Here is a 22874-nt window from a genome sequence, read left to right as displayed (position 1 = left end):
CAGCACGCGGGGTCCCCGTCGAAGTTCTTGCAGGGGCTCTGCACGTTCGCGATGTGCAGCGGCGCGGTGGTGAAGATCGCGGCGGGCGGCGACCCCGCGCGGGTGCGGCGGCTCGCGTGCCGGTTCGCCTCGCCGGTGTTCCCGCGCAGTGAGCTCGTCGTGGAGCTGTACGACGCGGGCACGACCGAACACGGTGAGCTCCTCGACGTCGCGTTCGAAGCGTCGGCGGCGGGCGCGACCGTGATCAGGCACGGCCGCGCCGAGATCTCCGCGTAATGATCGATCACATCCAGCTCGTCAAGGTGCTGCACGTCAATGCGCTCGTGGATGGATTCCAGGGAGCGATCGACCACTTCCGCGACTTGTTCGGTGGGGAGCTCCATCTCGAGCAGCCGGCGATCGACGAAGTCGAAACGGCGCTGATGACGATCGGTGGCACGCTCTTCGAATGGTTCGCTCCGGTCGGCGTATCCCACCGCGGTCAGGGCCGGCTGCTCGGCATTTACGGCGACCACTATCTCGGGATGGAGTACCAGGTGGCCGACCTCGCCGAGGCGAGAGCCGCCGTGGTGTCGAAGGGGGTGCGCATCCTTCGTGAGGACGAGCGCGTGCTCTTCACCCACCCGCGCGACTGCTTCGGCGTGTCGTGGGAGATCTTCGCCGGCGACTTCTTCGCGCCCCGCGGCGACATGCCCCCCATGTTGACCACGGGGTTCGCAGCCGACTACTGGAGCGACGAGCATCCCCTCGGGATCACCGGGCTCGCACGGTGGAGCGCGGCGGTCGACGACCTCGACGCCGCGGCCGCGTGGTACGAGGACTTCCTCGGCGCACTGGTCCTGTACCGCGAGCCGCGCCCGAACGCGGTTGCGGAGGCGGTCGGTCTGCCGGCGGGCGACACCGTGATGGAGCTCATCAGCCCTACCGGCGACGGCCCGGTGCAGCGCTACCTCGCCCGGTACACGCAGCACATGCGCGCGACGACGTTCTCCGTGCGCAGCATGGATCACGTGGAGCAGTACTTCACCGAGCGCGGGATATTGCTCGTCGACGGCGACGCGCCTGGCGCCCGGGCGATCCCGCCCGAACAGAACCACGGCCTGCTCTTCGAGTTCACGGAGTAGTCGATGACCGATCTCGTCTGGGAGCACGAGCCTGTAGCGCGGCGGTGTGTCCTCGTCGCCGCGTTCGCCGGATACTTCGATGCGTCGTCGGCATCGACCGGAGCGATCGACTGGCTGGTCGAGCACTTCGGTGCGGCGCGACTCGCACACATCGAGGCCGACGAGTTCTTCGACTTCCAGCAGCTCCGACCGCAGGTAGTGCTCGAGGACGGTGTGACCCGCCAGATCGTGTGGCCGGAGAATGTCGTGCACGTCACGGATCAACTGGGTACAGAACGTGACCTCGTCATGCTCTCCGGCATCGAACCCCATGTCCATTGGCGGCAGTTCTGCACGGTGCTGCTGGACGTCGCCGATCGGGCCGGTTGCGAGATGGTCGTGACGCTCGGGGCCGCACCTGCGCAGGTGCCGCACACGCGGATGCCGCCGGTGTTCGGTTCGTCGACGAATGCCGCGCTCGCGGCGGAGCTCGGCCTCAGCCGTCCGCAATACGAGGGGATCACCGGGCTCGCGGGCGTGCTGCACGTGGAGCTCGACCGTGCCGGGCTCCCGGCGATCGCGATGCGCGTGGGCGTTCCCCACTACGCGACCGGCGCGCACAACCCGAAGGCCGCGATGGCGCTGCTGCGCAACCTCGAGCACGTCACCGGCGTGCCCACCGCACACGCCGAGCTCGGAGACGTCGTCGCCGAGTGGGAACGCCGTCTCGACGAAGCGGTCGCCGAGGACGCCGACGCGCGGGCCTACATCCCGAGGCTCGAGGCGCACTACGACCGGCAGGCCGAAGACCAGATCCCGTCTCCCGACGATCTCGCCGAAGAGTTCGAGCGCTTCCTGCAAGACCCGCCCGACGACGAGCGTTGACTCAACTCGAACGCCAACGCGGTGACGATGGCAAGCGGAGCGAGCCGAGTCGCTCGCCGGGAGCGAGCGGCCGCGAGCCGGGTATCCCGGCGAGCAGCGAGCGACGCATCGTCAGGTGCCGACGACGCCCACGTAACTCACACACTCGCCGGGCCAGCCGCCGAGGTTGTGCGTGAGGGCGAGCTTCTTGCCGTCGGCGACGGTTTTGATCTGGCGAACACCTGCTTCCTCGCGCAGCTGCAACCAGCACTCGAAGAGCATGCGCAAGCCCGACGCGCCGATGGGGTGGCCAAATGCCTTGAGGCCGCCGTCGGGATTCACCGGAAGCTCGCCGTCGAGGTCGAAGGTGCCGGCGAGCTCCTCCTTCCACGCGAAGCCACGCTCGGCGAACCCGAGATCCTCCATGAGCACGAGCTCGGTGGGGGTGAAGCAGTCGTGCACCTCGGCCATCGCGAGCTGCGCGCGCGGGTCGGTGATTCCGGCCTGCTGGTACGCGTCTTCAGCGGCCGCGACCACCTCGGGGAACGTCGTGTAGTCGTAGCTGGAATCGACCACGCCCGAGGCGGGGCCGGCCACGAACGACAGCGCCTTCACGAACAAGGGCTTGTCGGTGTACTTGGACGCGTCCTCGGCGCGCACGATCACCGCGGCCGCAGCGCCGTCGGACACGCCGGAGCAGTCGAAGATACCGAGGTTGCCCGCCATCAACGGCGACGCCGCGATCGTCTCGATCGGCACTTCCTTCTGGAACTGCGCCCTCGGATTCAGCGCGCCGTTGCGATGGTTCTTCCACGCGATGCGCGAGATGACCTCTTTGAACTCGGCGGGGTCGACGCCGTACTTCTTGCAGTAGGCGGGGCTGAGCAGGCTGAAGAGCGCGGGTGCGGTGAGGTCGGACGTGGTGCCGTCCGAGGGGATCGAGCCCATGGCGAGCCCGGAGTACCCGCCGTCCTTCAACTTCTCCACTCCGGTCGCCATCACGACGTCGAACGCGCCGCACGCGACCGCATAGCACGCGTTGCGGAAGGACTCCGACCCGGTCGCGCACATGTTCTCGACGCGCGTCACCGGCTTGTAGTCGACGCGCAACGGGCGCGAAAGCGTGAGCCCGGAGACCCCCGATCCCATCGTGCCGACCCAGTACGCGTCGACATCGGCCTTCTCGATGCCGGCCGATGCGAACGCATCGCCGACCGCATCGACGAGGAGGTCGTCGGCGCTGCGGTCCCAGTGCTCGCCGAACTTCGTGCACCCCATGCCCACGACCGCAACCTGATCTCGGATCCCGCGGCTCGCCATCTTGTGCCTCCTCATGATGGGTACTCGCTGCTCGCCGGGATACCCGGCTCGCGGCCGCTCGCTCCTAACGGAGCGGTCGCGCCTTCCAGAAGTAATTGTGCACCTTTTGCGCGGTGTCCACGCGCCGGAACGTCATCTCCACCCGGTCACCGATCTTCACTGTCCCCGCATCCACGTCGGTCAGTGCGCACTGGAACCGCCCCCCACCGTCGAAGTCGAGGACGGCGGCCACCAGCGGCGGGCTCGGTGTGTACGCGAGGCGGTCCACCGTGAACGTGACGATGGTCGCGGCCCGGTCCGCCGCGCGCACCGGGGTCATGCGGTCGACCGCGCCACAGTTCGCGCACACCCGCGCCGGAGGGAGGTGCACCTCGCCGCACGCCTCGCAGGCCGATCCCGTGAACCCGAACTTCCAGTCTTCGCTCCGAAGCGACGGCGGCGCGGCGGGGGCGACGGGATCGGGTCGGCGCGGAGGTTCGCGCTCGAGAAAGCCACGCCACGTGAGGAAGGTCTCGTAGCTGTCGAGTGGCTTCCCTTCGCCGATCTGGTCCACGAGTGTGTGCCTTGGCACTACCCGACCGAGTTGTTCCGTAGTCTCCAACACGACCGCGTCGGCGCCGTCGGCGATCGACAGCACCGCGATCTTCTGCCGGGGCGTGGCGTGCTCGAGCACACCGGCGAGCAAGAGCCCTGCGTGCGCGGCACCGGTGTTGCCCACGGACGCGGCGAGGTCGTCGGCAATCTTGTCGGGCGCGACTTTGATCGCGCGTGCGACGGTGCGCGCGGCGCGCGGGTGCACACCGGTGACGACGACGTGATCGAGGTCGTCCGCGCTCGTACCCGCCGCATTGAGGGCGTTCGCGAGCGCGTCACACGCGAGCGGCACGTACGCGTGCTCTCCGAAGCGCTCCTCCCATTGGTGGGAGTGCGTCTCGCCGGGAAGCCGCCAGCGCTCGAGGAACTCCACACTCGCCGCGCCCCATCCGAGCGTGCGCGTCTGCGCGGCGTCGGTGTCGACGCTCACGACGAAGGCGACCGCGCCGTCTCCCCCGTCGCGCTCGTCCGCGCCACCCGGCAGACCGGTGCGGAGACCTGCCAGCACCACGAGCGTCGGCTCGGTGGCATCGTCGGCGAGCCGGAGCGCGCCCATCGCGGAGCGAACCGCGCCGCCCACGTCGTACGCGGGAACCGACACCGGCAGTCCGAGCGCGGCGTGGATCGTGGTGGCGTTGGTCTTGTCGAGGTACGCGGGCTCGGCAGTGGCGAACAGCACCCGTTCGGGCATCGCGTCGGACGCCAGCCCCGCGAGGGCATTGCGTGCCGCCTCGACGCCGAGCGTGGTGGTGTCCTCGTCGGCGGCGGCAACCGTTCGCGTGCCGGCGCCGCCCGGCGTGCCCAGCGCGGCGCCGATCCGGCTGCGATCGAGCCGGTGGAGCGGGAGGTACGTGCCCCCGGCCACGATGCCCATGAGGTCCCTTGCGTCGTTTGGTCTCGGACGTGGTGCCCAACCGTAAACTGTGGTTCACTGTTTCGCCACGCCGGGAGCCCAGTGCCCACCACCACGAGCACCAACACGACGAACATCGGCACCGCGCCCACGCCGTCGACCGCCCGCATGGCCCGCACCGAGGAGATCCTCGACGCCGCGACGCGGCTGTTCAGCGAGCGGGGCTTCACCGAGACGGGCATCGACGAGATCGGGGCCGCGATCGGGGTCACCGGCCCCGCGGTGTACCGCTACTTCGATCGCAAGGAAGACCTGCTCGTCGCGGTGCTGGATCGGGCGGTCGAGCACGCGGCCGGGCTCGCCGACGCGGCACGCGCGGCCGCCACGTCCGCGGAAGACACGTTGCGACGGGTCGTGGACGGCGCGGTGGCGGTGTGTATCGCCGACCGCGCGCTCACCGCGCTCTACTGGAACGAAGCGCGCTACCTGCCCGCTCCACAACGTCGACGGGTCGAGCGCGCGCAGCGCGACATGATCGAGGACTTCGCCGACATCCTGCGTGACGTCCGCCCGGAGCTCACGCCGAGCGAGGCGCGGATGGCGGTGTACGCCGCGGGGTCGTTGATGCGTTCGGTGTCGAACCGCGCCACGAGCCTCGACGAAGCCACGTTGCAGACCATGCTGTCGAGCATGGCCTACGCGGCCCTCCTCGCCGCGCCCGCGTTTGGGGATTGACGGACCCGACCGAGTCCGTCAACGCACACGCTTGACATGTGACTAAACAGTCACCTATTGTCAGGCCGTGGACGCGGTGTTCAGAGCCCTCGCCGATCCGACGCGGCGGAGCCTGCTCGACGAGCTCTTCCGGGAGGACGGGCAGACGTTGGGCGCGCTCGAGGGGCGCTTCGAGATGTCGCGCTTCGGCGTGATGAAGCACCTGAAGCAGCTCGAGGAGGCGGGCCTGGTGGTCACCAAGCGGCGAGGCCGCGAGAAGCTCCACTTCCTGAACCCGGTCCCGATCCGGCTCGTCCACGACCGGTGGGTGAGCAAGTACGCCGAGCCCTGGGCCGCTGGGCTCAGCGGCCTCAAGCACACACTGGAGAGTTCCATGGAGAAGGTTTTCGAGATCTACATCAAGACGACCCCGCAGCGCCTCTGGGAAGCGATCACCGACCCCGAGATCAGGAGCAAGTACAACTTCGGCGCCCGGATCAGCTCGGACTGGACGCGGGGCTCGCGCTACGAGTTGAGCGCCATGGACGGCACGGTCTCCCTGGGCGAGGGCGAGAACCTCGAGGTCGACCCGCCGCGCCGGCTGGTCCAGAGCGCGGTGTTCCTCTGGAGTGACGACGTGAAGAGCGAAGGAACCTCGAGGATCACCTGGGAGATCGAGCCGATCGGCGACGACTCCTGCCGGCTGACCGTGACCCATGACGAGCTTCGCGAGGGCGCGAACGAGGAGCTCTATGGCGGCTGGCCGATGATCCTCTCCGGCATCAAGACGTGGCTCGAGACCGGCGAGGTGCTCACCACGCCGGGATCGCTGATGTGGGGCTGAGCACACCCCCGCTCTCACCGCGCTTCGCGAGCAGGGTGTCGTCAGGCCAGATCCGGCGGGAGGTCGAGATGCTTCGACACCGTCCAGTTGGGTGGGCGCTTCTCGAACCAGGCCATCACACCCTCCATCGCGTCGGCCTGTTCTCCGACCCACCAGGTGAGCTTGGTCTCGCGTGTGATCGCGGCCGGCCGGTCGGCCGCGTCCATGAAGTCGTAGACCAACTGCTTCGTGATCGCCACCGACAGCGGCGCGGTGTTGTCGGCGATGTCATGCGCGAGGTCGAGCGCCGCGGGGAGCACCTGGTCGGCAGGGAGGGCTCGAGAGCACAGCCCCCACTCCGCCGCCTCGCGCCCGCTGAACTGTCGCCCCGACAACAACAGGTCGAGGCCGCGCGACAGGCCGATGAGGCGCGGGACGAGCCACGTGGAGTTGGCCTCGGGGATGATGCCGCGTCGCGTGAAGACGAACGACAGCTTGGCGTCTTCCGCCACGTAGCGGATGTCGAACAACATCGGGAGCGTCATGCCCACGCCGATCGCGTGGCCGTTGATCGCGCCGATGACGGGAGTCTTCATGCGCCAGTACGCGACGCGCTCCCAGATCGTGTCGGAGGTGACGCCGAGCGCGGCGTCGTGCTCGGCGTGGGCGTCGGCGCCGAACGCGGAACCGCCCGCGAGATCGACCCCGCTGCAGAACGCCGAGCCCGCGCCGGTGACGACGACGGCGCGAACGGCGTCATCGGCCTCGGCCGACTGCATCGCCGCGTACAGCTCCTGCTCCATCGTGAGGTTGATCGCGTTGCGCTGTTCCGGGCGGTTGAGGGTGATCGTCGTGACTCCACGATCGTCCTCGACCAGGATCGTCTCGTACTGCGTCGCCACTCGGGCTTCCTTCCTCTCCTGCTCCACTAGTCGACGCGGATGCCGGCGGCTTCGCGATCCCACGTCGCGTCGTTCAGCGCGGCGTTGCGGAGCTCGAACTTCCGGGTGCGCATCGTGCCCTCGGTCTTCGGCAGCTCGGCGACGAACTCGATGTAGCGAGGGACCATGAACTTCGGCATGCGCGGCATCAGGAATTCGAGCAGCTCCTGGTGCGTGACCGCCGCGCCGTCGCTCAGCACGACGCACACCTTCACATCGTCCTCGAGGTACTCGGACGGCACCGCGAGCGCGGCGGACTCGACCACGTCGGGGTGCTGGTTCACCAGCGCCTCCACCTCGAACGACGAGATGTTCTCACCCCGTCGACGGATGGCGTCCTTGATGCGGTCGACGAAGTAGTAGTTGCCATCGCCGTCGACGGTGAACGCGTCGCCGGTATGGAACCAACCGTTCCGCCACGCCGCGGCCGACGCCTCGGGCATGCCGTGGTACCCGCGATTGATCACCCACGGCTCGCGCGCGCGCACCACGAGCTCCCCGATCTCGTCGGGTGGGAGGACGAGATCGTGCTCGTCGACGATCTGCACCTCGTAGCCCGCCCACCCCGAGCGCAGCTTGCCGCAGCTCCGGTTGTTCGCGAGCTGGTACCCCTCGGACGCGAACGGCGCGCCGATCTCGGTCATGCCGTACCCGGTGCCGACCTCCACGCCGAATCGCTTCTTGAACTCGTCGACTTGCGGCACGAGCGGGCCCATCATCACGTGGCGGAGCGGCGTGTCGGCATCGTCGGGCTGCTCGGGCGCCATCATGAGGAACGGCGCCATCGGCCCGACCAGGCCCGCGCCGGTGATGCCGAACTCGCGCACGTCCGACCAGAAGTGCTGGATCGAGAACTGCTCGCGCACCACCATGCGGGCACGGAAATGCGACGCCTGATAGAGCATCGCCTTCCCCGACACGTGGAACGCCGGGTACATCGCGTAGTAGCCCTCGCCCGGCCCGACGAAGTCCTCCGGTGACGTCGTCACGAACGACCAAAGCGTGCCCCAAGGCATCAGCACGCCCTTGGACGGTCCCGTCGTTCCCGAGGTGTAGATGATGGCGGCGACGTCCCAGTAGTCGGGCCCCTCGAAGTCGTCGGCTGGCTGCGCGCCGGCGAAGAACTCGTCGCCGCGCACCACTCGCTGCGGAAGCGCAGGCAGTTCGCCACTTGCGTCGGGGACGACGACCGTCTCCAGGTTCGACAGCTCACCGGCGACCCCGGCGAGCGCGTCGACGTACCGCTCGCTGATGACGACGGTGCTCGCGCCGGAGTCGGTGACGAGGTAACGCAGCATGTCGCCGCGGTACATCGTGTTGGTGGGGACCTCGGTCACGCCGAGCCAGCAGAGCCCGAGCCAGGCGTGGAACGCGACGAAGGAATTCGGGAGCATCGTGACCACGTGTTCGCCGGGCTCGACGCCGAGCCGGCGGTACGCATCCCGCCACCGCAAGTTGGTCTCGTGCAGCTCTCGTCGGGATTCGGCGTTCCCGTCGACGTCCTGCATGGCGATCGCGTCGGGATCGTCGCGCGCGAGCTTCGCCAGCAGGTGCGGCAGCACCAACTCCCGGTCCAGCATCCCTCTCCCCCCAAATGGCTCATCTGGTGAATTGTCTGGTGATCCGTCGAGTGAATCGTCGTTCACGGGAGTGTACGTTTCCCGCGTGGTCGACTACCCAGGCCTGCTCGCCGACCTCGCGGCCGAGGAGGCCGACCTCGATGTGATCGTCGCCGGGATCGACGACGACGGCTGGTCGAGTGCCACCCCGGCTGCCGGCTGGGACGTGCGCGACTCGATCGCGCACCTCGCCGCGAGCGAAGAGCTCGCGGCGACCGCGCTGTCCGACGCCGACGCATTCGCAAACCGGCTCACCGGCATGCTCGGTAACCTCGACCGCACGGAAAACTCGATGCTCCGGGAAGGACGCTCCCGTTCCGGCGCCGAGGTCCTTGCGTGGTGGCGAGCCGAGCGCAACGTCGTGTTGGTGCGGCTCCGTACGCGCGAGCCGCAAGACCGTATCCCGTGGATCACCGGACAGATGTCAGCCGTTTCGTTCGCGACCGCGCGCCTGATGGAGACGTGGGCGCACGGTCAGGACGTGGTGGAAGGGCTTGGCGTCGTCCGCGCACCGACCGCGCGGCTCCGCCACGTCGCCGACCTCGGTGTGCGCACGCGCCCGTTCAGCTACGCGGTGAACGGACTCGCGCTGCCCGACGCCGATGTGCGCGTCGAGATCATGAGCCCCGACGGTGAGCTCTGGGCGTGGGGAGCGTCGACGACCGACGTGGTGCGCGGCGACGCGCTCGACTTCTGTCTCGTCGTGACGAAGCGACGCCATCCCGACGACACCGCGCTCGAGGTGATCGGCCCGATCGCCCGCGAGTGGATCGACATCGCGCAGGCATTCGCGGGCCCGCCGTCGAAATAGCTGCTTCTTCTACAGTTACAGGGCGTCGATCGCCGCGCTCGCCTGCGCCAGTCCTTCGAGCAGGGCTTCGCCGGTGACGAATCGTCGCAGCCCCACCGCGCTGGCCGCCATCGACGCTTGCTGCAACGCCGAACGAAAATCGTCGGAGCGGATGAACTCGTCGACTTGGTCCTGCGTACCGAAGATGCGGATCGCGCCCAAGGGTGGCGAGCCGATGGGCTCGAACATCACCGCGTCCCACCGTTCGATTCGGCCGTTCGCGACCGCCTTGTCGTTGAGGGCTGCGCCTTCGGCAAACGCTTCGAGCGCCTGCTTCTCGCGGCCCGGCTTCATCTCGCCCCAGGTCACTGCCACGCCATAGTCGGTCATCTCGTCGCTCCCACCTGCTTGTCACGCGCCACACTCACTTGTTCGTTCGGGAGCGTACGACCATCGGTCGCCGGTGCCAAGGGGCAGTCGGCGACCCAGCGTCAGGCGGTCTTGGCCTTGAGGATGCAGATCGCGAGGTGCGCGTCGAGCACGGCCTGGCGGGTCTGCTCCGAAGGTCCGTCGTCGGCCTCGACCGCGGCCTTGGCGCTGTCGGCCGCCTGCTCCACCTCCACGATCGACAAGCGCACGCCGGCGTCGTCGGCGTCCGGTAGCCCGTCGAGCGCCTTCCTCGCCTTGCGCGCGAGCTCCTGGACCACTGCACCGAGCACCGGGGACGCGCCCTCGTCCGTCTCGACCGCCGCCGCCGCGGCGCCGATCTGCTCATCGATCTGTGTGAGCCGCTCTGCGGTCGTTGCCATAGGTGCCTCCCAACCTGGGTTGCGTCCATGATGGCCCGCCGGAGGGCGCGGCGTCGATACTGCCGGTAGCCGTCAGGACACGGGCGGTCGGCGATCGCGCCACGGACGCGCGGCTTCGAGTTGCGCGCAGACCTGGATCAGCGTGGCCTCGGCCGCGGGACGACCGACAACTTGCACGCCCACCGGGAGCCCGTTCTCGTCTTCCGCGAGCGGCAGCGACACTGCCGGCTGGCCGGTGGTGTTCCACAGCGCGGTGAACGGCGTGAGCGCGAGGAACTTCATCATGTCCTCGATACCCGCGCCCGACATGCTGCCGACGGCCGGCGGCGGCAGCGCGAGCGTGGGCGACACGAACAGGTCGTACTCGTCGAAGAAGGCGACCGTCCGCCGCGACATCGCGTCGAGCCCGTGCATCGCCTTCGCGTACTCGACCGCCGGGACGAGGCGGCCCATCTCCACCAGCGTCTTCATCCACGGGTCGAGCGTGTCGAGCGGTGGGTACGGAACGAGATCGGCGTGGGCCGCGTGCTCAGCGGCGAAGATCACTGCCGCGCTCGTGGCGACGGCGTCGCCGTACCCTGAAGGCACCGCCTCCTCGACCTCGTAACCGAGGTCGGCGAGGAGCTGTGCCGTGTCTTCCGCGGCTTTGCGGTTCGCGGGCGCGCACTCGTCGCGCGCCACACCAGGGTGTGGGTGGAACGCGACACGGAGCTTCCCCGGGTCGACGCCGACTTCGTCGAGGAACGGCCGCGCGGGTGGCGGTGCCCACCACGCGTCACCGGTCACGTAGCCCTCCATCACGTCGAGCAACGCAGCGGCGTCGGCCACCGTGCGCGTGATCGGGCCGTCGTGCGAGAACATGCTCGGCGGATGCGGCGCGCGAGAGATGCGCCCGCGTTGCGGCTTCAGGCCGAACACACCGCACCACGACGACGGGTTGCGGATGGAGCCACCGCCGTCGGAACCGTGCGAGATCGGGCACATCCCCGCGACGAGCGCCGCCGCGGCACCGCCAGACGAACCACCACAGTTCAGCTCGGGGTTCCACGGGTTGCGCCCGGGCGGGTAGCCCGGGGGCTCGCTGATGTTGAGCGGCCCGAACTCCGGCACGACGGTCTTCCCGAGGAACACGAATCCCGCGGCGCGGAGCTTCGCGATCACCGCGTCGTCGTGCTCCGGCACGCGGTCTCGCCACTCCGCGGTGCCGTGGGTGCTCACGATCCCGGCGGTGTCGGCGAGGTCCTTGATCGAGATGGGTACCCCGAGAAACCGCGAGTGCTCACCGCCCAGGGCTCGGCGGGCGTCGGCGTCGGCCGCGGCCGCGCGTGCGAAGTCGGCCGCGACGGTGATGTACGAGTTGAGCCGGGGGTTCAGCGCGTCGATCCGGGCCAGGTAGCACTCGACCAACTCGATCGACGTCACCTCGCCCCGCTCGAGCATCTCCGCCTGCTCGAGCGCGGAGGTAAAGGCCAGGTCGGTGGGGTCCATCGATTCATTGTCCCATGAACCCGAATATGTCTGGTGTACGGAGCAGTGAATGCGTCGGCCGCGGTACGTTGACCCACGCTGACCCGCAAGGAGTGCTGATGGATCTGACAACGGTGCTGTACGACGTTGGCGACGACGTCGCCACGATCACGCTCAACCGGCCGGACGCGCGCAACGCGGCGACGTTCGAGATGGAACACGAGCTCAACCACTGCTTCGCGACGGCCGACGCCGATCCGGCGGTCGGCTGCATCGTGCTGACGGGCGCGGGAAAGGGGTTCTGTTCCGGCGACGACGTGGCGAAGGCGTGGGGCGACCCGCGCATGGAGGAGACCCTCGCCGAGCTTGGGGGACCGAACCCGCCCGTCACGCCGCTCGTCACCGCGATGCTCGCGTGCGACACGCCCACGCTCGCCGCGGTCAATGGCGCTGCGGTCGGTATCGGGATGGACATGGCCCTCCTGTGCGACCTTCGGATCGCGTCCGAGTACGCGAAGTTCGCGCAGCTGTTCGTGAAGCTCGGCCTCGTCTGCGACGTGACCGGGCTCTGGCTCCTGCCGCAGATCGTCGGCCGCGCGCGCGCGACCGAACTGCTGCTGAGCGGCGAGATGATCGACGCGACCGAAGCCGAACGCATCGGGCTGGTGAGCCGGGTCGTGCCCGCCGACGACCTCCTTCCGGCGGCATACGAGATCGCTCGGAGCATCGCGGCCAACCCACCGCTCGCGGTGCGCGCGATCAAGCAAGGGCTTCGCCTCGCGGCCGGACGCACCTGCGACGAGCTCCCCGAGCTCGCGCGCTTCGTCGGGCACAACTTGTCGAACCTCTTCACCACTGCGGATCATCAGGAAGCGGTCGCGGCGTTCGTCGAACGGCGAGCGGCGCGCTTCACCGGGCAATGACGCTCGCCGAGCGCTTCGTGAAGGCGGCGCGCACCGCCGACTCGGCCGCCTATCGATCGCTGTGCTCTACCGAGAGCCGTCACTGGGTCAACATCGGACCGGTCGAGCACTCACTCGACGAGCGCGTCGCGCTGCTGGCACGCGAGCGCGAGCTCCTCGCCGAGTTCGACATGGTCGACGTCCGCGTACACCACACCGACGCGGGTTTCGTCGTGCAGACGAACGCGCGCGGCACGCTGCAATCCGGCGAAACGATCGAGATGGCGCTCTGCGCGGTCGTCACGTGCGACGGAGATCAGATCACCCGCGTCGAGGAGTACGTCGACAGCGCGGCGGCCGCGCCGCTGTTGCGCGCGGTGTTCCCCGGGTAAACTACGTTCCGGTGAGATAGGCGGACTCGAGATCCCCAAGTTGATCGCGGAGCTCGTCGCTCGTACCGGTAAGCACGACTTCACCGTGCCGGAGCACCAGGATGCGGTCCGCGATGTCGAGCGCTTCGGCAGCGTGCTGCTCCACGAGAAGCACACCCACACCTTGGTCGGCCGCGGCGCGCACTGCAAGCAGGAGCCGACGCACGACGAGCGGTGCGAGACCGAGCGAGAGCTCGTCCACCAACAGCAGTCGGGGCTCGGACGCAAGCGCGCGCGCGAGCGTGAGGATCTGCTGTTCGCCTCCCGACAGCAGCCCGGCGCGCCGTCGGAGCAGCGGCTGTAGCTCCGGGAACAGCTCGAGTGCGACCTTGACGCTTCCGCGGCTCAGCTTCAGGTTCGCAGAAGTGTTGAGCGACGCGATCACTGCACGCTCCTCTGGGACGAAGCCGAGCCCTCGACGCACGAGACGATGTAGTGACATCCCCGCGGGCTGGCCGAGCACGCGCACATCGCCGTCGAGCGGAGCAAGCTCGCCCGCGACGGTCAGCAGCGTCGTCGTCTTCCCCGCGCCGTTCGGGCCCAGCAGCGCGACGATCTCACCGGGCGCGATGGTGAGGTCGAGTTCGTGCACCGCAGCGAGGTCGCCGTACCCGGCCCGCAGCCCACGCGCCTCGACCAGGGGCTCGGCCGGCGCACGCGTGCTTGCGGCGGAGCGTGGCGCGCGCGGTGCCGGCTCGGTTACCGGTTCGCCAAGATACGCGGCGACGACGCGGGGGTCGTGACGGATCTCCGCGGGTGCTCCGCTCGCGAGGTTCCTTCCCTCGTCGAGCACGGTGACGCGATCGCAGACCCGGAGCACGAGCGCGACGTCGTGTTCGACCATCAGCACCGCGAGCCCCCACTCGTCGGCGAGGTGCCGGACCAGCCGGCCGAGCTCCGCGGTCTCGCGATCGCCGAGCCCTGCGGCCGGCTCGTCGAGCAGGAGAACCGACGGACCCGCCGCGACCGCGCGCGCGATCGCCACGAGCCGCCGACGGCCGTACGGCAGCTCGTCGGGTCGGCGGTCGAGGTCGTCCTCGAGCCCGAACTCGCGGATCGCGGCGAGCGCCGTCGGTGAGAGCGCGTCGTCGCCCGGGTGCACGAGGCCGATCAGGTAGGCCAGCGGATCGCGTCGGTCCGACGCGGCCCGCAGGTTCTCGTAGACCGTCATGCTCTCGAACAGCTCGAGGCTCTGAAACGAGCGGCCGAGGCCGGCTCGCGCGCGGCGGCGCGCCGACCACCGGCTCACGTCGCGACCGTCGAGCTCGACGCGTCCGCGCGCGTTCGCGAACCCGGTGATCGCGTCGATCAGCGTGGTCTTTCCCGCGCCGTTCGGTCCGATGAGCCCGACGACCTCGCCGGGACGCAGCGCTACCGACACGTCGATGACTGCTTGCACTCCGCCGAACCGCACCGAGACCTCGTGAACATCGAGCGCCATCGGCGCGACGCGCACCACTTCCGTGCCGCTCGCGAGCGACGGCGCGCGAGCCCGCCGTCGCGGGACGCTCGCGAGCAACCGGCTCGGCAGTCGCAAGCTGGCCAGTCCGTTCGGCAGCGCGACGAGCACGACAATGAGGAGGATACCGAGACCGATCTGCACCGCCTGGTCGTCGTTCAGGAGTTCGCCCGACACGGTAGTGACGAAGTTCCCGGGGGCCATCGCTCCACCGATCAGCGCGCCGGCGACGTAACCGATCCCACCGATCACCGCGTACACCACCACGAAGATCGACTGGAAGATCGAGAATGTGGGATAGAAGACGACGGTCGGCCGCTGGAACGCGATGAGGACACCTCCGACGGCGGCGATGCCAGCGGCGAGTCCGAATGCATACAGCTTGGCGCCGAACACGCTGATGCCGAGCGCCGCCGCGGCGCGCTCGTTCGTCCGCACCGCGATGAGGCGACGGCCCGCGCGGCTCCGCCGCAGGTTCGCGACAAGCAACGCGAGCACACCGAAGGCGAGGAACGCGAACGCGGCGTACCTCTCCGGGTACATGACCGGGTCGAGGTCGATCCCGAAGATCGTCGGCGTTCCGATCGAGATGCCGAAGAAGCCACCACTGCGGATCGGGTGGTTGAGGATCTGCGACTCGATGACCAACGCGAGCCCGAGCGTCGCCACCGCGAGGTTCACGCCCCGCGTCCGGAGCGCGGGCAAGCCCACGAGCACGCCGACTGGTATCGCGCCGAGCACGCCGGCGATGAGCGCGAGCTCGAACGGAAACCCCGCTTCGGCAACGAGCTTCGCCGCGATCCAGGCTCCCATTCCGGCAAGCCCGTACTGCGCGAGCGACAACTGGCCCGCGTAGCCCGTCACCACCACGAGCGACAGCGCGATGACCGCGACGGCCGACGTGGTGGTGATCGCGCCGAGCATGTCGCGCGTGAAGACGAAGACGATGAGCGCGACGACACCGACAACGCTCGGAACCACGATCTCCCACCGCACGCGCCCGGTGCCGACCTCGGGCGGCCGCTCGGTCGCTTCGCCGCGCAGCGGCAACGCCCGCCCGCGCACAACGAGCACGATGATGATGATCAGGAACGGCACCGACGCGCCCCAGCCCGACAGGTCGGTGTCCGGCCCGAGCCGCACCTGCAGGTACGCGATCTCCGACTGCAGGACGCCGATCAGCAGGCCCCCGAGCAGGGTGAGCCAGAACGACTTGAAGCTGCCGACGAGCGCGGCGGCCAACGCCGGCACGATCAACAGCGTGAGCGTCACGACCTGCAGCCCGCTCAGGTTGACAATCAGGATGGCGGCGAGAACGCCGAGCATCGTGCCCACCGCCCAGTTGATCGCGGCGATCCGGTCGGGAGAGATCCCCTGCGCGGCGGTCGCTCGCCGGCTCTCGGCAACGGCAGTGGTCGAGAAGCCGAAGCGTGTGTGGTGGTACACGACGGTGAGGACGATCGTGAGTGCCACCCCGACGATCAGCAGCTCGATCCGGTCACGCCCGATGCTGATGTCGGGGAACACCTCGACCGCGGTCGGCTCGATCAGCTTGGTGATGATCCGGATGTTGAAGCCGTACCGATTGAGCGCGAACGCGTAGAACGCCGTGAACAGGCCGAGCGTCGCGATGAGCCTCGAGAGGGCTGGCGCCCGCCGCAGCGGGCGCATGATCACCAGGTGGATGGCAACGCCGATCGCAGCGCCGAGCAGCAGCGCGAGCGCAAACGCAAGCCACGTTGCCATACCCGATTCGCGCGCGTTGTAGAAGTAGAAGGCGCACACCATGCCGATCGCGCCGTTCGCAAAGTTCAGGACGCCCGAACCGCGATAGACCAGCACGATTCCCTGCGCGGCCAGGCCGTAGCACGCGCCGGCCCCGAGGCCGAGGACGGCGAACCGCAGAATCTCCGTCACGCGATGCGGTTCCCTTGGTGGCTACCCGCGGGTCACCCCGCCGTGCACGTCACGCCGGTGTACGCGTCCATCCAGTTCTTGCTCTGGAGGACGAAGTCGGTCTTGCCCAGCTTGCTGGTCTTCACACACACGTTGGAAACACGCGGCGCGAGCGAGATGACCGACCCCGCCTTCGTGAAGTCGACCACCGGGAGGATGCTGCCGAGATCCATGTTGGTGATGGTCGGCATCTTGGCGTAGAGAGAGGGCCCGTCGAGCGTGGCGAGTCCCTTTGCCGCCTGCGCCACGGCCATGACCGCCCCGTAGCTCACGACCTCCTGCCCGACGGGATTCTTGTAGCCCGCGGCTTTCATGTCGGCGAGGTACTGCTTGTTGCGGCGGTCGAAGCTGGCCGACCCGTAGAAGTCGAGCTTCTGACCCTTGATCACCTTGAGCACCGCCGCCGCGTCAGTAGTGATGAGCGCGAACTTCACGCCGGTCTTGCCCGAGGCGACGTACGACTGGATGAAGTTGATCGCGTCCTGGCCTGTGATCGCGAGGATGATGCCGTCGGTGCCATTCGCGGTGGCGGCCTCGACGTAGCTCGCGAGGTCGGGGGCGCCGGGCGGGATCGCCACCTTGTTCACCACTTCGAGGTTGTAACGCTTCAGTGCCATGTTCGCGAGGAGCGGGATCACCGCGCCCTGGGCGACGTCGATGTAGCCGGTGGAGATCTTCTTGGATCCCGCGTCGGCGAGCGCGGCCGAAAGCCCGCCGATGGTCGACAGGATGCCGCCGCTGAGGGGGAACGAGGCAGCGTTGGTGAAGTCGGCCACGTCCGCGACGTTGTTGCCGACCACCGGGATGCTGGCGGCCTGGAGCAGTGGGAAGAACTTGCCGGCCTGCACCGACTGCGAGCCCACGATCGCCAGGTACTTGCCGTCCACCGCCTTCTGCCCGCAGTCGGTAGCGGCGTTCGGGTCGTTCTTGGTGTCGCAGACCGTGAGCGAGGCGGGGCTGCCGTTGATGCCCTTTTTCTTGTTGAGCGCCTTCACCGCGGCCTTCGCGCCGTTGGGGAGCTCGGGCGTGGTGACGCCGCCCGAGAGCTCGGTGATCAGCATGAGCTTGACCGGCGGACCGGACGTCTTCGCCGACGCGGTCGAACCCCCGCTGGCGACGGCGGCCATGCCGACCACCACCGTGAGCGCGAGTGCCCGGACGACCTTGTGCGTACGCCGCGTGCGCATGAAATTGACCCCCTGGCCCTGGCGACACTGTGCCGCTTGGACGTTAATTTGTGTTCACACGATGGTCAAGGCACCCGCCGCGTGCGCTCAGGTGGTGAGGAGGGTGCAGCAACTGACGCCGGGGGCGCCGTAGACCTGGGTGAAGCCGACCGACGGTGAGCCGGGTACTTGACGCTCGCCGGCCTCGCCACGCAGCTGCAGCACGATCTCGTGCACCTGGCGCATCCCCGAAGCGCCGATCGGCTCGCCGTTGGCGATGAGCCCGCCGTCGGTGTTGACGGGGAGCCGACCGCGGATCTCGGTGTCGCCCGCCTGGATCATCGCTTCCTGCTCGCCGTCGGCGCACAGCCCGGTCTCCGACATGTGCATGATCTCCGCGCCCGACTCGCTGTCTTGGAGCTGCGCGACGTCGACGTCGGACGGCGCGATGCCCGCCTGCTCGAAGCACGCGGCCGCAGCGTCGACGGTGGGACTGTGGCCGCGCTCGACCGCGAGCCACGGCGCGAACACTTCGAACGAGCCGAACTTGCGCGTGCGCATCGCGACCGCGCGCAGGTACACGGGATGATCGGTGTAGCGGTGTGCGAGATCGGCGCGGCACAACACCACCGCGGCTGCGCCTTCGTCGGGTGAGCAGAACATGTACTGCGTGAGTGGGTAGTTGAGCATCCGCGACTCGAGGATCTCCTCCTCGCTGAATGGCTTGCGTCGCCACGCGTTGGGGTTCAAGCCACCATTTCGGTAGTTCTTCGCCGCGACCTTCGCCAGCGTGTCGTGCGTGATCCCGTAATCGTGCATGTAGCGGTTGATCTTCATCGCGAAGAACTGTGTGGTGATCATGAAACCGAGGTCGCCGTACCAGTGCGGCAGACCCGACTGTTCGGGAGTTGCGTTGAAATGCCCGCGCGCATGGCGGTCGAACCCGACGCACACACCAAGGTCGCACTGACCCGACTCGATGAGGGCAGCCCCCATCGCGATCGTGCTGCCGGCCGTCGCGCAGCCGTTGTGCACGTTGGTGAACGGGATACCCGTGAGCCCGAGCAGGTTCACGAGTTGGTCGGCCTGGACCGACTCGTCGGAGCCCGGCAGCAAGCCCGCCAGGCTGCCGCCGAACGCGAACTGCACGGCGGGCCACTCGACGCCGGCGTCGCGTACCGCCTGGCGCACGGCGTACGCGCCGAGGTCGAGTCCGGTGACGCCCTCGAACCGGCCGAAGGGGTGGAGGCCGACACCGACGATGGCAACGTTCATCGCACACCGCTCTCGGTCACCGGCGCGAACGCGTAGGTCATGACCTCGGTGCCGTCGGGCTCACGCCGGAACGGGACGACCACGAGTTGCACCGGCATGCCGATGCGCAGTTGTGCCGGATCGGACTCGGTGATGCGCGTCTCGACGATGACCTCACCGGGAAGCTCGACGTACCCGACCACGAAGCCGGCGAAGTTCTCTTCGGTCTCGGGGCCGGTGTAGGGCTCCTTCGGGAGGAACCCCTGCGTTGTGAACGTGAACAACGTGCCGCGATCTGCGAGCTCGACGGTTGCCATCGCCTCGGAACCGCATCGCGGGCATCCGGGCTGCGTGGGGAACGTGTGCGTGCCACACTCGCCGCAGCGCGCGCCGAGTAGGCGCGGCGCATCACTGGGCCAGGTGAACACGCCTTCGGCGATCGGCACCTGCGTCATCGACGGTTCCGTCCTCTCGCTCAGTCCCAGGGCGAACGCGCGACCGCGTAGTACACCGTGTCGAGGTTGGGGCCAGACTCGGTGGAACCGGTAGGGACGGCCTGACCCATCAGGGTGGCGAAGCGCGGGGGATGGCTCTCCAACATCTCCTTGGTGACGTGCCCGCGGTACTCCTCGAGGGGCGTCATGAACGCGCGCGTGAACGCGTACGCCATTCCGATGCGCAGACCCGGTTTCGTGCGCGGGAACGACCCGTGCCACAGCGCGCCGTGGTGGATCACGAGCGAACCCTTGGGCGCGTCGATCGGCACTGCAGCACTCGTTCCTTCCCGGCCGGCGGGGTGGCGTGCCAGCTTGTGACTGCCCGGCACGTACGCGAACGCGCCCGCGTCCTTCGAGTAGTCGGTGAGCAACAGGGTCGCGCCGCAGATCAACGCGTACGGCGGGAACGGTTGGGGCACCATCTGCTGGTCGCTGTGCAGGCCGAGTTGCAGCTCGCGATCACTCTCGTCGGCAGGGCCCTTCATGAACACGGCGGTGGTGGAGAGGATGCAGCTCTCGCCCAAGAGGTAGGTGACGAGCGCGAGGACCGCCGGGTGCAGCAGCCACTCCTGGAACACGGGATCCTCGAACAGGAAGTAGTAGAGGGTGGGGAAGAAGACGTTGCGGTGGGTCTCCCCCGACTCGATGTCGGGTCGCACGCCGTTGCGCCGCTCCATCACGTCGAGGACGCGCTCGAGCACGCGGTCGACGGAGCGGGGCTCGAGGCCGACGAGTTCGGGCGGCACGATCGCAAGCCCGTCGGCTTCGAGTTGGACAACGGCTTCGGTGAGGCCGAGCCGGTGAATCTCCGCCATGACGCGGTCGTGGGACGCCGTCTGCACCCGTACCTCTCTCGCTGGGCCTCTCGCTGGGCCTCTCTCGCTGGGCGGGCGTGAACCGCCGTTTATTGTACGACGAGGATGGACTTCGCCGACACTCCCGAGGAAGCCGCGTTCCGGGCGGAGGCCCGCCAGTGGCTCACCGCGAACGCGCCGCCCCGCTCCCCCACGGCCGGGACCGACATCACCGCGATCCTCGATCCCGCGTTCGACCAGACCGAGGGCATCGCGCACGCCCAGGAGTGGCAGGCGCGCGCGGCGGACGACGGCTGGGCCGCGGTGGCCTGGCCGGCGGAGTACGGCGGTCAAGGCGTCGGTCTCGCGCAGGAGATCGTGTTCCACCAGGAGCGGTCGAAGTTCGACGTTCCCGACCACCAGTTCCGCATCGGCATCATGCTCGCCGGCCCGACCGTGATCGCGCACGGAACCGCCGAACAGAAGACACGATGGCTGCGGCCGTTGATGCGCGGCGAAGAGATCTGGTGCCAGCTCTTCAGCGAACCGGGTGCGGGGTCCGACCTCGCGTCGTTGCGCACGTCCGCGGTGCGCGACGGCGACGACTGGATCGTGAACGGGCAGAAGGTGTGGTCGTCGGGCGCCCACCACTCCCAGCGCGGGATGCTGCTCGTGCGCACCGATCCCGACGTTCCCAAGCACAAGGGGATCACCTACTTCGGGCTCGACATGAGCACGCCGGGCATCGAAGTGCGGCCGCTACGACAGCTCACGGGGGGCGCGCACTTCAACGAAGTGTTCTTCACCGACGTGCGCGTACCCGACTCCGATCGCATCGGCGACGTCAACGCGGGTTGGGGGGTCGCGCAGACCACGCTGCTCAACGAGCGCGCCGCGATCTCGCAGCTCGTCGGTGAGGGGACGATCGCGAGCGGTCTCGCCGAACTGGCGCGCCGGGCCGAGGCTGCGGGCCGACCGGGCAGTTCCGATGCGCGCGTGCGGCAGGAGATCGCGGCTGTCGCCATCGAGGAGACGATCCTCCGCTACATCGGCTTCCGCATCGTCACTGCGTTCTCGCGCGGATCGTTCCCGGGCCCCGAGGCATCCGTCGCCAAGCTCGCAATCGCACGGCTGATGAAGCACGGCGCCGACGTGGCCCTGCAACTCGGCGGTGCCGACGCGATCAGCGGCGCGCCGGAACTGCGCGACTGGACGCTCAGCTTCCTCGTGGCGCCGTCGTTGCGCATCGCCGGCGGATCTGACGAGATCCAGCGCAACATCATCGGCGAACGCGTCCTCGGCCTGCCGAAAGAACCCGCGCCCGGCTAACCGTTCGGTGCCGGAGCCACGCGCAACTCCGAAGCGTGCGCGCCGTCGCGTAGGCGCTCATCCCACGCGGCGACCACCAGCTCCGGGTCGCCGATCGCGAGCGCGCTGGCCAGATGCACGGCGTCGGCACCACGCAAGCCATGGGCGCCTGCCAACGAACCCGCGTGCCGCCCGACCGCTTCGGTCAGCTCCACGGGACGGGTCGCGGCCCAGAACTCCTCCCAGCCTTCCTCGGCCGACGCGAGATCACGTGCGCTCAACTGTTGGTTGCGGCCGGCCGCGGCCAGGGCGGCGCGCACCTCGGGATACGCGAGACGACTGCTCAGGGCCGCGTCGCAGCCATCCCAGAGTCGAGCGGCGAGGTCACTGCCGTCCTCCTCGACGACAAGCTTCACGAAGGCGCTTGCGTCGAAGTAGATAATCGCCACGTCAGCGCCGCTGCGCGCTCACCAGATCCGACACCGAACCCCGCGCCCGCACGCGACGGCGACCGGTTGCCCGGGGCCGCTGTGCCCGTGCCGGCTTGGTGATCAACCCCTCTCGGGTGAGTTGCTCGATCAGGGTCGTGGTATCCATTCCGAGGAGGCGCGCGACGGGCACACCGCGATCCGTGATCACGATCTCTTCGCCGGCGCGAACGCGATCGAGCCAGTCACCGAGGTGCGCGCGCAACGTGCTCATTGCAACGTCCATCGGTCAAGTGTACACAGCGGAAGTACGGAAAGTGTACAAATCCGCGCACGCCTGGCAGACTCGGCTTGCCGAGGGCACAAACGGGGACAATGGGGGGTGCAGAATGGAGCGAGGTTCGTTTGACGGCGTAGAGCTCGAGTACGAGGTGCCGCTGCTCGCGCCGGCACCCCCCAGGTCGTCGTTCCGCACGCCTACGACCAGCATGCGTCGGGCGCCAGACTCGTCCGCGCCGGTGTAGCGGCCGCGTCGATTCCTCGCCGGCGGATGACGACCGCCGACTTGACCGCCGCGCTCGAAGCCGGCCGCGATGAACGTGTGATCCGCCGTGCGCGGGAGGTCGGTGATGCGATCAGGCAGCGTGACGCGCTCGCTGCCGTGTGCAACTTGATCGAAGAGTCCGGAGCGACGCGCTGAAGTGGGTGGCCGTTCGAGGGACAGACCGCTAGTGTAGTGTCCTTGATTTGAGCGCGCGGTTGTGGGATGGTTGGTCATGGCT

24 protein-coding genes are annotated in these 22874 nt (G+C 68.7%); 10 read left to right on the top strand and 14 right to left on the bottom strand.

Annotation, left to right across the window (positions count from 1 at the left end; all coding sequences use genetic code 11):
• The 3 genes from WD271_10605 to WD271_10595 form a co-directional block, all read left to right on the top strand.
• The coding region (locus tag WD271_10605) for a MaoC/PaaZ C-terminal domain-containing protein (protein MEX1008279.1) at nucleotides 1–276 on the top strand (276 nt) is incomplete at its 5' end.
• The gene (locus WD271_10600; protein ID MEX1008278.1) at nucleotides 276–1124 is read left to right on the top strand and encodes a VOC family protein; all 849 of its coding nucleotides are present in this window, start codon (nucleotides 276–278) and stop codon (nucleotides 1122–1124) included. The genes WD271_10605 and WD271_10600, both read left to right, overlap by 1 nt.
• A gap of 3 nt (nucleotides 1125–1127) precedes the next feature.
• Complete coding sequence (locus WD271_10595; GenBank protein ID MEX1008277.1) at nucleotides 1128–1988, top strand: PAC2 family protein; 861 nt, start codon at nucleotides 1128–1130, stop codon at nucleotides 1986–1988.
• 111 nt (nucleotides 1989–2099) lie between these two features.
• Here the strand turns inward: WD271_10595 and WD271_10590 are convergent, their stop codons facing one another.
• Together WD271_10590 and WD271_10585 are read right to left on the bottom strand one after the other, a co-directional pair.
• Nucleotides 2100–3287 carry an acetyl-CoA acetyltransferase gene (locus WD271_10590; GenBank protein ID MEX1008276.1) on the bottom strand — a complete coding sequence of 396 codons (1188 nt, stop codon included), beginning with the start codon at nucleotides 3285–3287 and terminating at the stop codon, nucleotides 2100–2102.
• 64 nt (nucleotides 3288–3351) lie between these two features.
• Nucleotides 3352–4755: an OB-fold domain-containing protein gene (locus WD271_10585; GenBank protein ID MEX1008275.1), complete on the bottom strand. Its 1404-nt coding sequence runs from the start codon at nucleotides 4753–4755 to the stop codon at nucleotides 3352–3354.
• 81 nt (nucleotides 4756–4836) lie between these two features.
• Between WD271_10585 and WD271_10580 the strand changes: the two genes are divergently transcribed.
• Both WD271_10580 and WD271_10575 read left to right on the top strand, forming a co-directional pair.
• A complete protein-coding gene (locus tag WD271_10580; GenBank protein MEX1008274.1) occupies nucleotides 4837–5469 on the top strand; it encodes a TetR/AcrR family transcriptional regulator in 633 nt (210 codons plus the stop codon).
• A 67-nt stretch (nucleotides 5470–5536) separates the two neighbouring features.
• The gene (locus WD271_10575; protein MEX1008273.1) at nucleotides 5537–6292 is read left to right on the top strand and encodes an SRPBCC domain-containing protein; all 756 of its coding nucleotides are present in this window, start codon (nucleotides 5537–5539) and stop codon (nucleotides 6290–6292) included.
• A gap of 41 nt (nucleotides 6293–6333) precedes the next feature.
• On the opposite strand, the gene WD271_10570 is transcribed toward WD271_10575, so the two are convergent.
• Together WD271_10570 and WD271_10565 are read right to left on the bottom strand one after the other, a co-directional pair.
• Nucleotides 6334–7173, bottom strand: coding sequence for an enoyl-CoA hydratase-related protein (locus WD271_10570; GenBank protein MEX1008272.1), 840 nt, complete (start codon nucleotides 7171–7173; stop codon nucleotides 6334–6336).
• 26 nt (nucleotides 7174–7199) lie between these two features.
• Nucleotides 7200–8792, bottom strand: coding sequence for an AMP-binding protein (locus WD271_10565; GenBank protein MEX1008271.1), 1593 nt, complete (start codon nucleotides 8790–8792; stop codon nucleotides 7200–7202).
• 85 nt (nucleotides 8793–8877) lie between these two features.
• Between WD271_10565 and WD271_10560 the strand changes: the two genes are divergently transcribed.
• Complete coding sequence (locus tag WD271_10560) at nucleotides 8878–9642, top strand: TIGR03084 family metal-binding protein (protein ID MEX1008270.1); 765 nt, start codon at nucleotides 8878–8880, stop codon at nucleotides 9640–9642.
• Nucleotides 9643–9657: 15 nt separating this feature from the next.
• Here the strand turns inward: WD271_10560 and WD271_10555 are convergent, their stop codons facing one another.
• The 3 genes from WD271_10555 to WD271_10545 all read right to left on the bottom strand — a co-directional run bounded on the left by WD271_10555 (nucleotide 9658) and on the right by WD271_10545 (nucleotide 11918).
• The gene (locus tag WD271_10555) at nucleotides 9658–10011 is read right to left on the bottom strand and encodes a hypothetical protein (GenBank protein ID MEX1008269.1); all 354 of its coding nucleotides are present in this window, start codon (nucleotides 10009–10011) and stop codon (nucleotides 9658–9660) included.
• A gap of 101 nt (nucleotides 10012–10112) precedes the next feature.
• The gene (locus tag WD271_10550) at nucleotides 10113–10430 is read right to left on the bottom strand and encodes a hypothetical protein (protein MEX1008268.1); all 318 of its coding nucleotides are present in this window, start codon (nucleotides 10428–10430) and stop codon (nucleotides 10113–10115) included.
• Between the two features lie 72 nt (nucleotides 10431–10502).
• Nucleotides 10503–11918, bottom strand: coding sequence for an amidase (locus WD271_10545; GenBank protein MEX1008267.1), 1416 nt, complete (start codon nucleotides 11916–11918; stop codon nucleotides 10503–10505).
• 98 nt (nucleotides 11919–12016) lie between these two features.
• Between WD271_10545 and WD271_10540 the strand changes: the two genes are divergently transcribed.
• Nucleotides 12017–12820, top strand: a complete 804-nt coding sequence (locus tag WD271_10540) for an enoyl-CoA hydratase-related protein (GenBank protein ID MEX1008266.1) — start codon at nucleotides 12017–12019, stop codon at nucleotides 12818–12820.
• Nucleotides 12817–13191 (top strand): hypothetical protein, encoded by a 375-nt coding sequence (locus tag WD271_10535; GenBank protein MEX1008265.1) that lies wholly within the window; start codon nucleotides 12817–12819, stop codon nucleotides 13189–13191. The genes WD271_10540 and WD271_10535 overlap by 4 nt, the downstream gene beginning before the upstream one ends.
• 1 nt (nucleotide 13192) lies before the next feature.
• Here the strand turns inward: WD271_10535 and WD271_10530 are convergent, their stop codons facing one another.
• From WD271_10530 to WD271_10510, 5 genes are all read right to left on the bottom strand, one after another.
• Nucleotides 13193–16606 (bottom strand): ATP-binding cassette domain-containing protein, encoded by a 3414-nt coding sequence (locus tag WD271_10530; GenBank protein ID MEX1008264.1) that lies wholly within the window; start codon nucleotides 16604–16606, stop codon nucleotides 13193–13195.
• 32 nt (nucleotides 16607–16638) lie between these two features.
• On the bottom strand, nucleotides 16639–17832 hold the full coding sequence (locus WD271_10525; protein MEX1008263.1) for an ABC transporter substrate-binding protein: 1194 nt from the start codon (nucleotides 17830–17832) through the stop codon (nucleotides 16639–16641).
• An 87-nt stretch (nucleotides 17833–17919) separates the two neighbouring features.
• On the bottom strand, nucleotides 17920–19086 hold the full coding sequence (locus WD271_10520) for a thiolase family protein (GenBank protein ID MEX1008262.1): 1167 nt from the start codon (nucleotides 19084–19086) through the stop codon (nucleotides 17920–17922).
• On the bottom strand, nucleotides 19083–19520 hold the full coding sequence (locus WD271_10515) for a Zn-ribbon domain-containing OB-fold protein (protein MEX1008261.1): 438 nt from the start codon (nucleotides 19518–19520) through the stop codon (nucleotides 19083–19085). The genes WD271_10520 and WD271_10515 overlap by 4 nt, the downstream gene beginning before the upstream one ends.
• Nucleotides 19521–19540: 20 nt before the next feature.
• A complete protein-coding gene (locus tag WD271_10510; GenBank protein MEX1008260.1) occupies nucleotides 19541–20404 on the bottom strand; it encodes a phytanoyl-CoA dioxygenase family protein in 864 nt (287 codons plus the stop codon).
• A gap of 78 nt (nucleotides 20405–20482) precedes the next feature.
• Here WD271_10510 and WD271_10505 point away from each other — a divergent pair, with 78 nt between their 5' ends.
• Nucleotides 20483–21685, top strand: a complete 1203-nt coding sequence (locus WD271_10505; GenBank protein MEX1008259.1) for an acyl-CoA dehydrogenase family protein — start codon at nucleotides 20483–20485, stop codon at nucleotides 21683–21685.
• Here WD271_10505 and WD271_10500 read toward each other — a convergent pair.
• Both WD271_10500 and WD271_10495 read right to left on the bottom strand, forming a co-directional pair.
• Entirely contained in the window at nucleotides 21682–22113 is a 432-nt protein-coding gene (locus tag WD271_10500; GenBank protein MEX1008258.1) for a type II toxin-antitoxin system VapC family toxin, read from the bottom strand. The genes WD271_10505 and WD271_10500 overlap by 4 nt on opposite strands.
• Before the next feature lies 1 nt (nucleotide 22114).
• Complete coding sequence (locus WD271_10495) at nucleotides 22115–22378, bottom strand: type II toxin-antitoxin system prevent-host-death family antitoxin (GenBank protein MEX1008257.1); 264 nt, start codon at nucleotides 22376–22378, stop codon at nucleotides 22115–22117.
• Nucleotides 22379–22657: 279 nt separating this feature from the next.
• Here WD271_10495 and WD271_10490 point away from each other — a divergent pair, with 279 nt between their 5' ends.
• Nucleotides 22658–22792 carry a hypothetical protein gene (locus WD271_10490; protein MEX1008256.1) on the top strand — a complete coding sequence of 45 codons (135 nt, stop codon included), beginning with the start codon at nucleotides 22658–22660 and terminating at the stop codon, nucleotides 22790–22792.
• The last annotated feature ends 82 nt before the right edge of the window (nucleotides 22793–22874 follow it).

The sequence above is a fragment of the Acidimicrobiia bacterium genome, from assembly GCA_040880805.1.
Taxonomy (GTDB): domain Bacteria; phylum Actinomycetota; class Acidimicrobiia; order IMCC26256; family DASPTH01; genus DASPTH01.
This window is presented reverse-complemented; position numbering and strand designations above follow the sequence as displayed.

Excerpts from the sequence above, each read along its gene's own strand:
- WD271_10540 (MEX1008266.1), top strand. The coding sequence starts at position 12,017 with ATGGATCTGACAACGGTGCTGTACGACGTTGGCGACGACGTCGCCACG.
- WD271_10505 (MEX1008259.1), top strand. The coding sequence starts at position 20,483 with ATGGACTTCGCCGACACTCCCGAGGAAGCCGCGTTCCGGGCGGAGGCC.
- WD271_10495 (MEX1008257.1), bottom strand. The coding sequence starts at position 22,378 with ATGGACGTTGCAATGAGCACGTTGCGCGCGCACCTCGGTGACTGGCTC.
- WD271_10595 (MEX1008277.1), top strand. The coding sequence starts at position 1,128 with ATGACCGATCTCGTCTGGGAGCACGAGCCTGTAGCGCGGCGGTGTGTC.
- WD271_10515 (MEX1008261.1), bottom strand. The coding sequence starts at position 19,520 with ATGACGCAGGTGCCGATCGCCGAAGGCGTGTTCACCTGGCCCAGTGAT.
- WD271_10555 (MEX1008269.1), bottom strand. The coding sequence starts at position 10,011 with ATGACCGACTATGGCGTGGCAGTGACCTGGGGCGAGATGAAGCCGGGC.
- WD271_10535 (MEX1008265.1), top strand. The coding sequence starts at position 12,817 with ATGACGCTCGCCGAGCGCTTCGTGAAGGCGGCGCGCACCGCCGACTCG.
- WD271_10550 (MEX1008268.1), bottom strand. The coding sequence starts at position 10,430 with ATGGCAACGACCGCAGAGCGGCTCACACAGATCGATGAGCAGATCGGC.
- WD271_10565 (MEX1008271.1), bottom strand. The coding sequence starts at position 8,792 with ATGCTGGACCGGGAGTTGGTGCTGCCGCACCTGCTGGCGAAGCTCGCG.
- WD271_10590 (MEX1008276.1), bottom strand. The coding sequence starts at position 3,287 with ATGGCGAGCCGCGGGATCCGAGATCAGGTTGCGGTCGTGGGCATGGGG.
- WD271_10600 (MEX1008278.1), top strand. The coding sequence starts at position 276 with ATGATCGATCACATCCAGCTCGTCAAGGTGCTGCACGTCAATGCGCTC.
- WD271_10585 (MEX1008275.1), bottom strand. The coding sequence starts at position 4,755 with ATGGGCATCGTGGCCGGGGGCACGTACCTCCCGCTCCACCGGCTCGAT.
- WD271_10525 (MEX1008263.1), bottom strand. The coding sequence starts at position 17,832 with ATGCGCACGCGGCGTACGCACAAGGTCGTCCGGGCACTCGCGCTCACG.
- WD271_10520 (MEX1008262.1), bottom strand. The coding sequence starts at position 19,086 with ATGAACGTTGCCATCGTCGGTGTCGGCCTCCACCCCTTCGGCCGGTTC.
- WD271_10545 (MEX1008267.1), bottom strand. The coding sequence starts at position 11,918 with ATGGACCCCACCGACCTGGCCTTTACCTCCGCGCTCGAGCAGGCGGAG.